This window comes from Ruegeria sp. HKCCD6157 (assembly GCF_013110685.1).
Lineage (GTDB): Bacteria > Pseudomonadota > Alphaproteobacteria > Rhodobacterales > Rhodobacteraceae > Ruegeria.
Genome location: NZ_WVRB01000010.1, coordinates 19,157 through 31,982, shown reverse-complemented (window position 1 = coordinate 31,982; position 12,826 = coordinate 19,157). Strand labels below are relative to the sequence as shown.

The 12,826-nt window shown below is 55.8% G+C and carries 10 protein-coding genes; 3 read left to right on the top strand and 7 right to left on the bottom strand.

The genetic code is table 11. The annotated features are described in order from the left end of the window. Positions 1–38: 38 nt before the first annotated feature. From GS612_RS19385 to GS612_RS19375, 3 genes are all read right to left on the bottom strand, one after another. Complete coding sequence (locus tag GS612_RS19385; protein WP_171617578.1) at positions 39–1,064, bottom strand: glycosyltransferase; 1,026 nt, start codon at positions 1,062–1,064, stop codon at positions 39–41. Next, on the bottom strand, positions 1,061–2,548 hold the full coding sequence (locus GS612_RS20760; protein WP_216603657.1) for a hypothetical protein: 1,488 nt from the start codon (positions 2,546–2,548) through the stop codon (positions 1,061–1,063). Before GS612_RS20760 ends, GS612_RS19385 begins: the two co-directional genes overlap by 4 nt. 200 nt (positions 2,549–2,748) lie before the next feature. Continuing rightward, positions 2,749–3,459 carry a methyltransferase domain-containing protein gene (locus GS612_RS19375; RefSeq protein WP_170347013.1) on the bottom strand — a complete coding sequence of 237 codons (711 nt, stop codon included), beginning with the start codon at positions 3,457–3,459 and terminating at the stop codon, positions 2,749–2,751. A 632-nt stretch (positions 3,460–4,091) separates the two neighbouring features. On the opposite strand from GS612_RS19375, the gene GS612_RS19370 reads away from it, so the two are divergent. Continuing rightward, positions 4,092–4,658 (top strand): VPLPA-CTERM sorting domain-containing protein, encoded by a 567-nt coding sequence (locus GS612_RS19370; protein WP_171642528.1) that lies wholly within the window; start codon positions 4,092–4,094, stop codon positions 4,656–4,658. A gap of 59 nt (positions 4,659–4,717) precedes the next feature. Here GS612_RS19370 and GS612_RS19365 read toward each other — a convergent pair whose 3' ends face one another. Genes GS612_RS19365 through GS612_RS19350 form a run of 4 tightly spaced genes read right to left on the bottom strand, consistent with a single transcriptional unit; the run spans position 4,718 to position 8,848 of the window. Continuing rightward, the gene (locus GS612_RS19365) at positions 4,718–5,602 is read right to left on the bottom strand and encodes a glycosyltransferase family 2 protein (RefSeq protein ID WP_171642526.1); all 885 of its coding nucleotides are present in this window, start codon (positions 5,600–5,602) and stop codon (positions 4,718–4,720) included. Then, entirely contained in the window at positions 5,583–6,416 is an 834-nt protein-coding gene (locus GS612_RS19360; RefSeq protein ID WP_171642524.1) for a CpsD/CapB family tyrosine-protein kinase, read from the bottom strand. The genes GS612_RS19365 and GS612_RS19360 overlap by 20 nt, the downstream gene beginning before the upstream one ends. Positions 6,417–6,447: 31 nt before the next feature. Continuing rightward, a complete protein-coding gene (locus tag GS612_RS19355) occupies positions 6,448–7,989 on the bottom strand; it encodes a lipopolysaccharide biosynthesis (protein WP_171642522.1) in 1,542 nt (513 codons plus the stop codon). A 1-nt stretch (position 7,990) separates the two neighbouring features. Continuing rightward, positions 7,991–8,848, bottom strand: coding sequence for an ExeA family protein (locus GS612_RS19350; RefSeq protein ID WP_171120590.1), 858 nt, complete (start codon positions 8,846–8,848; stop codon positions 7,991–7,993). 655 nt (positions 8,849–9,503) lie between these two features. Here GS612_RS19350 and GS612_RS19345 point away from each other — a divergent pair. Together GS612_RS19345 and GS612_RS19340 are read left to right on the top strand one after the other, a co-directional pair. Continuing rightward, positions 9,504–10,193, top strand: a complete 690-nt coding sequence (locus tag GS612_RS19345) for a sugar transferase (RefSeq protein ID WP_371809364.1) — start codon at positions 9,504–9,506, stop codon at positions 10,191–10,193. A 70-nt stretch (positions 10,194–10,263) separates the two neighbouring features. Further along, on the top strand, positions 10,264–12,717 hold the full coding sequence (locus tag GS612_RS19340; protein ID WP_171642520.1) for a tetratricopeptide repeat protein: 2,454 nt from the start codon (positions 10,264–10,266) through the stop codon (positions 12,715–12,717). Positions 12,718–12,826 lie beyond the last annotated feature (109 nt).

Below are 12,826 nucleotides of genomic sequence, written 5' to 3'. Positions count from 1 at the left end.
TCGGTTTGCCCGGTTTTCGGCGGGTGCAACCTGACAGGTTAACTTCGCCTGACCGACAAGTTATGCCGTCTGCCCAGCATGTGATATTCGAACAGGCACCAGACATAGATGGTGGCCGAGTAGACGTAATAGACCTGATGATAGAGCAGACATTTGAACGCAAACCACGGCCCGCCATGCCCGGACATGGCGCGCACCAGATCCAGATTGGCGACAAAGGCCGCGGCCAGTAACACAAAAGGCAAAGGCCAGCTTCCCGGCCAGAACGGCAGGGCCAGAAGCGACAGCAGCAACAGCCCGGCAATTGCGGCCCGTGCCCGCTCGGCCATCGAGGTGTTCAGGTCATCGGTCAACCCCTCACGCGAGATCATCAGCCGGGCCCAGGGCAAGGCGCGGCAGAAGATATCCGTGCTCAGGCTGTTGCGGATGGTCCAGACCTTCAGATGTTTGCCCTGCAAAAGCGGCTCGACCAGGATACGGCGACCGGTGGCCGCGATCCGGTAACCCAGTTCGATATCCTCGATCGAAGGCACCTCATAGGTTTTGACATCGAACCCACCGACTTCAAGAAACACGTCGCGCCGGATGGCGCCACACCCGGCCCAGAAGGTGCGCGCCTCGCGCCGGGCGCGCTGATGGTGATAGCGGTGCAGAAGGTTCTTGTAGCGAGAAAACCAGGCCTGCCCGTCCGGGGCATCATCATAGGATCCGAACACGGCGCCCACATTGTCTTCGGACATCGCCCGGCGAATATGGTCAGGCCCGTCCGGCCAGGCGATGACATCGGAATCCACGAACCACAGGATATCGCCCGTTGCCTGCTGGGCGGCCAGGTTGCGGGCAGCCCCTGGCCCGCCATTGACGGGCGTGGTCAGAACAGTTGCGCCCATTTCCCGTGCCAGCGCCGCGGTACCGTCGGGGGACTGGTCATCCACCACCAGAACCTGCTGCACCTGTCCGGTATTCAACATTTCAATCAATGGCGGCAAAACGCGCGGCAGCAGATGTTCGGCATTGTAGGCCGGCATGACCACGCTGATGGAAAGGGGGTGATCTGAACTCACGAAGGATCTCCGGCAATGATACGCGAAGCGCCTGAGCGCTGAACAAGGAAAAGAAAGGCCGCCGTAAAGGGCAACAACCACATCACGCGCGCGCCGTAACGATCCGCGGGTTGTGATACTCCCCCGCAGACCAGAGCGTTGACCGCTATTCCGATCAGGATGAACAGCGCAAACAGCTTCATGTCACGCGACACACTACCCGGCCGCAGCAGAATGAAAACGATAAAGGCAAAAGAGACGGCATAGATCACGCCGTGCACGATATCGGCCGTTTCTATCCAGCCCCTGTCCTGAGACAATGAACCGCCTTGGAACATATCGGGCCGGATATCTTCCATTCTGGCCAACCAGCGGGCGTTTTCCAGCTCCACATCCGTTGGAATCGTCATGGCAATGCTATAGCGCAATACCTGCTGATAGCCGTTCCGGGCCAGTGCCAACGAGGTGGAAAGGGGCCGGGACAGGAAAACCGCCTTGGCGAATTCCCGTTGGGACAGGGCAACCCGTTTCTGATCTTCGGGCGACATGAGCCGGAAAGAACCCAGGTTGGGCGAGCGTTCGAAAATGATATGGGAGGGTGTCAGCCTGTAGGGGTCATCTGACCACGACAGCGCTTCGTGTAGTGCGCAGGTGGGCACTTCGGCATTCGGACAGACCTCGTCCAGATAATCCATGCCCGGCCCGTCAACGATGAGCCGCGCGGTGATATGCGGTGTATAGACGACCTCTTTGTTGGTGGCGATTTCCACGGTGACCTGAAAGGCCTTGCGCTCGGCCAGTGCCAGCGCCAGAACCATCATCATCAAGATTGTCGCACGCCAGCGTCGTGGTCTTTTCCCCCAGAGCGCGGCCAAAGCGACAAAAGGTATCATTAACGCCGCAACCGCCAGATGAGACGGGTGCAGAAGGGCGCTGAACAGGGCCAGACTGGATACCAAAAACAGTTCCCAGGTTTGCATCATCCGCCCAAAGGCCGTCAGTGAGGCAATCACGATCAGCAGCACCGGTGCAAAAATATCCGGCATCATATAGGCGACATAAAACGGCAATGAAGTGCTGGCTGCCACCAGCAAAGGCACTGCGGTCATCATGACTGTGTTCGGCGTTCCACCCGGCGACCGGCCAGCGGTTCGCGCCAGCATCCAGACGGCCAGCAGCGTGGCAGCCAGATGCAATACCGGAAGGATGGACAGGGCATCGACCCGAACAAGCGCAGCCATGATGAGGCCATAGATCAGTGACCGTGATCCGGTTGCGGTGTTATCCTCATCGGCGTTGTGGGTTACACCTGCCGCAACGCTATCAGCTGTCGGCGGAAGGAAACTGCTCAAGGCCACATTTCCCTGCCGGATGTAACTGCCGGTATCGAAGTAATAAAGCGGCCCGCCATTGATCATGAGAACGGACAGGCAGACCAGCAGCGCCGCGATCAACAGGAGGAAAGCCCCGACCGTCCAAGATGGCTTGTCCGAAAGAGCCGACACGGTCATATCCGTTCTGCGACCATCTTCGCCGCAAGTACGGTGTGCTGAAAGCAAGCAACTATTGCATTCAGCCCGTCTTCCAGTGCCATTTCACAGGGATCAAAATCAGGCGCGTTCATCAGCGTCCTCGGCAGCCTCCATCAATCGGGCCATAAGCGGTGTTATCCCACTCCGGTCTCTGCCGGCATGGCGTTAAGCAATCATTTGATAGCAAGAAAACCTTCAAAACAAATATACTTCTGAATACTCATCACATCCTTGAAACCGGCCCGGCCCAGCAGATCCAGATTGCCCTGGGTGGAAAACGGTTCCAGCACGCTTTTCAGGCTGCGCGCCTTTTCGACGATTTCCTCGCTTGAGAATCCGTTGCCGATTTTGAATTCGTTGTAGAGCTGAGTCACAAGATCCTGAAACCGCGCATCCGGCCCCCGGACCTTTTCGAACATGACAAACGCACCGCCCCAGTTCAGGGTGTTGTAGATCTTGGTGAACAGTTCCTGCCGGTACCGGGGCGGGATGAACTGCATGGTATAATAGCTGACGATCATGTCCGCCTTTTCCATCTCCATATGACGGGCATCGTCATGCAGAATGGAAATGTTCGGGACATCCGCGCAATGAGCTTCGGCGACCTTCACCATTTCAGGTTCGACATCGATGCCGATCCAGCGTGCGTCAGGCTTTCCCGCATTATGTTCTGCCAGCTTGCGGATCAACTCTCCGGTCGATGTGCCGATTTCATAGCAGAGACTGTCATTGCGGACGAAGAAATCGGAAACCTGACAGATCAGGCCGTGACCCATTTCATAAAGAGGAACAGACAATTTGATGTGGTCGACAAACGTATCGGGAACACTGCCCCCAAAGGTCCAGTTCGCATTCTCAGCGGCTATGTTCTGGCCAACACCCATGCGCAATGTCTCCTCGCTAAATAGGCAGGCACAATGGACAAACGGCTAAACAAGGGCTTCCGATTGAAAATGCGTGCCTGAACTTGGTACAATAACAATCCAAAGCTACACGAAACTTTCGGACCGTCGAAGAAGAAATATGGCGGAACCCGGGTTTGTGGCCTTTTTCCCTTCTGTCGCGATCCGCAGGGCCCTTGCGGCGGGCCGAAAGTGGACAGTGTGCGGGAATGGTTTGTATTGTTTCTTGCCTTGTGCGGCACGGGGGTGCCCGTCATGTGAAAATGCGCGCCGGCTGCATTTCATCACAGAGTGATCGGGCGTGGTTCTGCATTGCCTGAACCGGTTCGGATTATGCTTGGTGCAGTGTGAAAACGCTCGGAATCGCCGGAAAGTTGGCATGTTCTCCAGACGCAGATTCGCCTTATTCGGGTGATTCTGGTTCACGATGGGGAAACAAACTGTAATTCGGGCATCCATTGTGCTGGTCATTTGGCCTTCGCGCCCATAAAAAGCCACAATTCCGAGAAAAATCCTTCGCAATCAAATAGAAATGAATTATCAATAAATGCAGTAGGTGCCCTGCCGGGATTTCGAGCGGGTTGTGTGTATAAAAATCAAAGGTGGGACTTTGTATGTTTAGAACTTTTAAGATGATGGCGGCGGGGCTTGCTACTGCTGTGATGATGGCCGGATCGGCCAGCGCTCTGACCTCGGTGTCAGCGGGTGGTGGTAACCTGCCTGGTGGGGGGTATGACATTACCTCCGACACGCTCTTCTCCGGTACGGTTTCCACGATGGGCGGACCTGGAATGTACGCGGTTAACTTCCAATCACCCCGCGATCCTCTTTTTGGTGTTGCGAACGCTTCGATCACCATCAGTTTGCTGGGCACGTTTACTGGTCTGACGGTGAGCTGGGTCGACGCCTTGAATCCTGCCAACGTATTGGCATCGACATCTGTTCTGGGCGGTGTTCAGACGACACTCAGCACGCTGTTCAGCAGTGTCAGCCCGAACACCTTGAGCCAGAATTTGGTGTTTAGCTGGGCCAACTCTCAAGGAGCACTCGATGCCAATGGCAACCTGGTTCCGGTTACGTTTGATTTCGACGTCGCACCAGTTCCGCTGCCCGCCGGTGGTCTGCTGCTTCTGACCGCGCTTGGTGGTCTGGCTCTGACGCGTCGCCGCAAGGCCGCCTAAGCGACACACAAACCTGACAAACAGGACAAGGGGCCGTTTCGCGGTCCCTTTTCTTTTGATCAGATGTTGCCACCTGCCGCCTGGCGCAACATCCAGATCATCCGCTGACATCTGAGCCGGAACAATGTGATGACCGCCCGGCTGGTTTCGCCCGCCGAGGACAGCTTGTCGCTTCTGAGGACTTTCGGGGTGTGCACAATTGCACTGGCCGGCATGGCCAATCCACGGATCGCCCACCGCATGCGCGCGGCGGCGTTGGTGCCATGCAGCAGATATGCCTCTTGTGTCGTGCGCCGCCACTTGGCCTTGAGCGCGAGCCAATTCTGCCGGGATGGATGGCTGACACGAAAGTTGTCCCGGTAGATCAGGCTATACCCGCGTGCGACCGCGCGCATGGTCCATTCCCGATCTTCCGAGACACCGTTGATGAACCCGCCGATCGCATCGAACACATCGCGTCGGGTCAGCAGGTTGCCGGCGCCGGAAAACCCCTGAACCTCGATATACCTGCGGAAGTTGAATGCAAAAACAGCCTCGAACGCTTCTGCGCCGCTGCGCGGGGGTGGGGTTTCGTCAAAGACATCTACCCGGCCACCAATCAGATCGGCCTGATCCGCGACCTGACGCCCGACGCTCAACCAGTCCGGCGCGGGTACGCAATCGGCGTCAATGAAAAACAGTCGGGGCGCTCTGGTTTCTGCAACTCCGCGATTGCGGGCATGGGCCGCGCCCTTTTGGGTTTCCACCACGAAATGCACCTCGGGAAAGGCCTGGCGCATCGTATCCAGCGAAACCGGAGAGTTGTTGTCAACGACAACGATTTCAGTTGCCGTCAGATCATTCTCTCTCAGGGCAAGAAGACATCGTTCCAGCCGGGGCAAATCGTTGTAATGGGGAATGATCACTGCATCGGCCGGGGCCGTATCAGTAGGATCCGTACTCATTGCCAAACGTCCCGCTGATGTATCGGCATTTGTTCAGCACAATCCCCATGACGCTGGTCAGTTCCGCCAGTTGCTGTTCGGCAACGTCAATATGGTCAATGCTGGTTTCTTCGGCGGCTGCCAGAAGCAGGGCACAATCGACATTCCTGAGAAACCCGTGGCTGTCATCGCTCATCATCAGGGGGGGCGTGTCGAACAGAATGACGTCGGGTTCGTAATCCGCCTCAAGCTGTTCGAGAAATTCGATCGCCCGTCGGCTTTGCAAGATCTCCGCCGGGTTGCGCGTGGGCGTGTAATTCAGCCCGAAGATCACGTTCTTGCCATACCGCAGCGCATGTTCGTGAAACGGCACCGACCCCTGAATGACGTCGGCCATGCTGTGGTTGCCGGTTTGCTTCAGAATCTCGGCCAGCCCCCTGCGCCGCATGTCGAAATCGATCACGATCGTCCGCAGATCTTCCTGCCGCCCCAGGCTGAAGGCCAGGTTGGCCGTCGTCGTGCTTTTGCCGCACCCGCTGTACGGGGAGGTCAATGCCACCCTGCGCCATTTGTTGGACAAGATCTGTTGCAGCATCTTGGTCCGCAACATGTCATAGGGGGTGGCGTCTCCGCCCCCATAGAATGACATCAAACGGTTGCGAGAGATAAGGCGTTTCTCGATCTTTATTTCTGGCACAGCCAGCCAGATATCCTCATCGACACTTACTTGCTGCGCCGGGGGCTGCTGAACGTCTGTGGCTGGCGCGGGCTGAGATTGCTGCCGGCTGTTGCGCTCTTCACGCGCTTTCTGAATCGCTTGCTGAAGACGGTCCATTACACTTCCACCAAATCAATCGAAACAATGCTCACCAGAATGTCTCCAGTTTATCCATGACTCTCTCTGTAATAAGATCGAGGGGCAGATAATAGATGTGCACGGCCCAGACTGCTGCGGGAACCCCGATCAGAATGGCCAATATGATTCCACCCCAAACGGTTCGGCGCATGATGACTTCGCCGCGTGAAGGGGCATAGGGGATCGTGGCGATTGGCCAGACATCAAGCTTGCTGATCAGATCTTCGGGTCGACGTACGGACCGGTTCAGGATTTCCAGCAGCACCACAAGCCCCAGCCCCAGTGCGATGCCAAAGGCCGCACCCCCTCCGGCAATCATCAATCGGTTTGGCTTGGCTGGCTCGGTTGGCGTGGACGGGTGTTCAATTACGGAAATACGCTGCCCCTGGGACGTGACTTCGATCCGTTCTCCGGTCGAGGCCTCGGCCAACCGGCTGACCGCGACATTGTATTGGTTTTGAATATTGTCGTGTTCGCGTGTTAACTCTGCAAGCGTGATGGCGTTGGCCGGGGTTTGATCAATAGTCAGGGTCAGCGCGTTGAGCCGGTCCTGAGTCACGCGGCGCTGATCTTCGAGCGCAGAAATTTGTGAGTCGACCTGAGCCAGTTGTAGATCAAGGGCTGAATTGCCCGTCTGTGTGTTAGGTGAGGCAGGGGCGGTCGCTTGTTCTGCAGCCACGACCTGCTCAAGCTTTTTGATCCTGGCGCGCAGCAGTTTGATCTGCGGGCTGTTATCGGAATAGACCACGAGTTGATTGTCGAGCTGTGACTGCAGTTGACTTAGCTGTTGTCGTGCCGGGGTCTGGTTTTGTTGCGGGGGCCCAACAACCTGCCCTGTCGAGCTGAATATCTTTACAAGCTTTTCCCGCTGCGCTCTGAGGGAAAATATCTGCTGATCCGTCTGTTCAAGATTGGTTTGCAGCGCCCCTTGCTGAGCCAGCCGGAACTGCAGGCTGTCGGGGAGCGCATCAGAATTGTCATTCTTGAACTCGAGAATGCGGGCGCTGCGCTTGCTTAGCTCGTCACTCAGGCGATCGACTTCCAATTGGAAAAAAGCCAGCGTATCGGTTGCACGTTCTTTGCGATACGAGACATCCAGCTTCTGGATTTCCGTCAGATACGCATTCAATACACCAGCCGCGATCGGGCCGGTTCCCGCCTCGAAACTGATCGTCATCAGATTGGCCTGATTGAGGCCGCCAGAAGTCCAAATCGAAGTGTTCTTGCGCATGGCTTTGACGATCTGGTCAGGGCTTGCCTCATCCTGATCGGGCAGTACCTGAAACTCACGTGCGATCTCCAGAAGGACCGGACGGGTCAGCAGGCGCTGTTCGATGATCTGAAGCTGTTCCGCCGCGGGTGTCGTGACGGTGCTGGCCGCCAGATTGCCCGGAATCTGAGGCGATTCAACAATCAGGCGCATGGTCGAGACATACGTGGCAGGCAACGTTCTGGCGACAATGAATGACGCTACAGACACGATCAGGGCGACGATCAGAAAATACGGAAACCGTCTCAGGAAAATGGAAAAGTAATAGCGAACCGGGCCCATATCAGACTGTCAGCTCCTTCTCGAGTGAGTTTCCGCCAAAGAACACGCCATCTTTGACCACTTGCTCCACAACCTCTTCATCCACTTTCTCGGCCTCATTCGTCCAGGCATAAAGCAGGGCAAAGTCGCAGAACTGATTTACAAGTCGCGGAACACCGCGCGTTTGTGTGAAAATCTGCTTGCAGGCCTCTTCGGTGAACTCATCGCCTGAACCGCCAGCCGTTTTCATCCTATGTCTGATATAGGCTTTGACCGAAGACTCATCCATCCGTTCAAGATGAAAACTTGCGGCAACGCGCTGTGTCAGCTGGCGCATCTTGGGATCAAGAACCATGTCGCGCAATTCAGGCTGACCAACCAGAACAAGCTGAATCAGCTCATCCGTATTCGAGTTGATATTGGTCAGCATCCGGATTTCTTCCAACCCTTCGACGGTCAGGTTCTGCGCTTCGTCAAAGATCAGAACCACCCGCCGGCCCTCGGCATATTCCGCGACCAGGAAATCCTGCAGCGCCCGGAATATCTGTACATAGCTTGCATCCGCCTCGATCGGCAGACCCAGCGCGTGCAGGACCCATTGCAGCAGCTCTCCGCGACCGCCCTGCGCATTCGAAATCAGCCCAACCGTGATCGACTGCTCCATCTCACTGAGGAGATGCTGTATCAGGGTGGTTTTCCCGGCCCCGATTTCCCCGGTCAGCACGGTGATGGGCGCACAGCTCATGATGCCGAATTGCAGGACCGAGTAACCGCGCTTGTGCAGCGGCGACCAGTACATGAATCCGGGATCCGGAAGCAGCGTGAAGGGCCGTCGGTCAAGCCCGAAATAATCTAGATAAAACCCGTCGCTGGACGCCATTGCACCTCGGTTGCCTTCTGCCTTGTCAAACCTCGTACTGGCCCCCCGGAGATTATCCAAACTCATACTCTGAACCACCAGAAATCCCTTACACAACGAACACATCACATAAACAAAAAGTACTTGGGTACTAGTTTGTCACAAAATCAAGATAGCAGGCACCACTAAACTGCACACGCGGTGAATTGACCTTCCCGCTTTCTCAATCTGAAGTGATCGGTGCGATTGTTTCCGTTGTGTCCTTATTGGGTTGACCAAAAAAGAGGCGACCAGAACCTGATGTGATCACACATTAAAAAAGATTCTAAGGGTGGAAATCAAACCTAAAGGGTAAAATTTTCGCCCATTGTGTCCCACAGGGAAACGAAAGTTCATGAATTTGCGGCCAATCAGCTGATCGTATCTTCACGATACTGTAAAAAAGCACCTGTATTCAGCGACCAGAGAACACGTTCGCCAGCATTAATGTTTTGCAAGGCAGGTGGAATTTGTTAACAGTTGGATACGGGAAAGCGGCCTCGCAAGTGAGTAAGTGCAGGGTCGAAGTGGTATAAAAATATAAGATTTTAAATATATGTGGTTGAGGTCGAGCGTGTTCGGTTCGTAAGTTTGGTGAGTGGTTCGTGAGTAATTGTGTGTGTTGGGGGTTTAAATAGTGACAAGTCATTCGAAAGAAGTGGCCAACGCTGGCGCGGGCTACTCCGGTATTTCTGTTGTGCCTGCTGCAGTGTCATATCCAGGAATATACAGAAGCGGGGGCAAGCGTCTTTTTGACATAGCGTTCGCAGTGCTTGCAGCGCCTTTTGTCGTGCCGGTGGTGCTGTTGCTGGCCGCGTTTCTTGCATGCCAGGGCGTGACTCCGTTTTATCGGCAGGAACGTGTCGGCAAGAATGGCAAAGCCTTCAAGATGCTTAAGTTGCGCACCATGGTCCATGATGCTGAAACCGTGCTTCAGGAACATCTGGCGAAGAACCCCGAAGCCCAGGAAGAATGGGACCGTGATCAGAAGCTGCGCAATGACCCGCGTATCATCAAGTTCGGAACTTTCCTGCGCAAATCCTCGATGGATGAGCTGCCGCAGTTCTGGAACGTTTTTATCGGTGAAATGTCCGTGGTCGGCCCCCGCCCGATGATGGTGAACCAGAAAGAACTTTATCCTGGAAAATTCTATACCGCCATGCGCCCCGGCCTTTCGGGACCCTGGCAGGTTTCGAAACGCAATCAGTCCACATTTGCTGAGCGTGCGTTTCACGATACCGAATATTGGAAAAGCATGTCGTTCAGTACAGATGTTTCAATCGTGTTCCAGACCATCTTTGTTGTCCTGCGCGGCACGGGTTGCTGAGAACGGGCCATGCAGCCGAACAGGTTGATTGGTTGTATGCTTTTTCCTTAAGTTTTGCAGGAGAACAGCAATGAACTGGATCGTACCTCCTATTGGCGCACGGCTGATCGCAGCTCTTTTTGCGGCGACGCTCCTGCTGAGCGCGTGCGACTCGGCCGAGGAGCGGGCCGAAGCGCATTTCCAGGCCGGGCTGGCCCATCTGGAAGCCGGTGATGTAGAGCGCGCACTTGTTGAGTTCAGAAATGTTTTCAACCTCAACGGCCAGCATAAAGAAGCGCGACTGACCTTTGCCAGGGTGGAGCGCGAGCGCGGCAACATCCCGGTTGCATATGGTCAGTATCTGCGGCTGATAGAACAGTACCCAGACAACCTTGAGGGCCATCGGAGCCTTGCCGAGATGGCTCTGGAAGTGGGGAATTGGGAAGATGTCAGGCGTCACGGCGCATTGGCAAGTGCTCTGGCTCCGGATGATATCGAAATCAAATCCATCAATAATATGCTGGCTTATACCGACGCGGTCAGGGATGGGGATTTCGCAAGTGTGGACGTCGCCGTCCATAGAGCCCGCGAGATGATCAAAAGCCATCCGGAACTGATGACCGCGCGCCAGATCGTAATTGACCATCTGATCCGCGATGAGGACTGGCCGGGTGTTCTGCAGGAAACAGAGGTGGCCATAGCCACCGATCCAATGGAAGAAAGCCTTTATGGAATCCGGCTCCGCGCGCTTCAGGAACTGGATATGCCCGCAGAAATCGAGGCGTTTCTTCGGCAGATGGCCGTGACATTCCCTGACGATGAGGGCGTCGAGCAGTTGCTTGTGGAACATTATATCGATCAGGGGAATCTGGATGCGGCAGAACAGATGCTGCGGGCCGAGGTGGATCCGCTCGCTGAAGATCACATGCCGACACAGCGGTTGATCGCCTTTCTGAACGATAACCGCGACTCTGCAGCGGCAATTGCCGAGCTGGATACGATCATCGCTCAGAACGGCCCGAACACGTTCCAATTCAAGACGGTGCGTGCAGCGCTGAAATTCCGATCGGGTGATGAACAAGCCGCGATCGCCGAGATGCAGACACTGCTGGAAGGCGCGGAAAGAAACATACAGACCCGCGCTAGTGAGGCAGAATTTGCCCTCATGCTGTTCCAGGCCGGCCAGCCCGATGAAGCCCGCGCTTTGGTTGAAAAAGTCCTGTCCGAGGATGCAGCCCAGGTCAGCGCTCTCAAGTTCAAGGCGTCCTGGCTGATTGACGAGGACAAGACCGGCGATGCGATTGTGCTTTTGCGCGAAGCGCTCGGTCAGGCGCCCCGTGACCCGCAATTGATGACCCTGATGGCCCAGGCGCATGAGCGCAACGGAGACAGAGAACTGATGGGCGAGATGCTGGCGCTGGCGACGGAAATTTCGGGGAACGCACCGGACGAAACGCTGCGCTATGTCCGATTTCTGATCGCGGAAGGTGATCTGGTGATCGCCGAACGTGTTTTGGCCCAAGCCCTGCGCCAGACTCCGGAACATTCCGAGCTTCTGCTTTTGTTGGGAGAAGTATATCTGAGCATGCAGGATTGGGACCGCCTGGAAACCGTCCTTCATGCCATCAGGGATCTGGACAGCCCGGGAACACGGCGCTCCGCGAATGAGCTCAGGGCGCACATGCTGGCCGCACAGCAACGCACACAAGAGCTGACCTCTTTCCTGAACGAGCTGGCGGATGATCCCGAATTTGGCCTGCCCGCCGATATCGCGCTTGTTCGCCTGATGCTTACAAAGGGGCAGACGGCCGAAGCCTTCGCCCATCTTGACCAGTTGCTTGCAGAAGACCCGGATTCTTTGCCAATCCGCCTGATCAAAGCCCGCGCGTTGATCAGTGAAGGCGACCGCGGTGAGGCTGAGCAGCTCTACCGTGTCATTCTTGAGGAATATCCGACTACGACGCGGGCATGGATTGCGTTGCACGGATTGGCAACGGAACGGAACGCGCCCGATCAGGCTAGGGAAATTCTGACCGAGGCATTGACCAATCTGCCTGAAAACCCGGCCTTGCTCATGCTGCAGGCGACGGAGTACGAACGCAGCGGGGATCTGGACCAGGCAATCGCTACATACGAAAAGCTCTATCCGATCACCAATCGCTCTCTGATTGTAGCCAACAATCTTGCAAGCCTGCTGACAACACATCGTAACGATGAGGAGAGCCTGCGGCGCGCGCAAGTTTTGGCGCAACGTTTGCGCGGCACACAGGAACCGGTCTTTCAAGAAACATATGGCTGGGTCGCCTACCGGGTGGGAAATTATGAAGAGGCGGTCGCCTACCTTGAACCTGCGGCAGCGGCGTTCCCTGAGCATCCCCTGGTACTATATCATCTGGGGAAAACATATGCGGCTTTGGAACGGAACGAAGATGCACTGCGTCTTCTCCATAAAGCCAGGGCTTTCAGCGGGGCTTCTACGGAAGTCGCGTCATTGGTAGAGGCTGAGATTGAACAGCTGAACGCTGTACCCACCAACAGCCACTAACGCAGAGCTAATGACGCCGCTGCATTTCTGCCGCATCTTGTATGTATCAGACTCCCTGCTGATTGTTTTGCAGCTTGTGGGAAGGCATAAGTAGGAAAAAGTGAGAGAT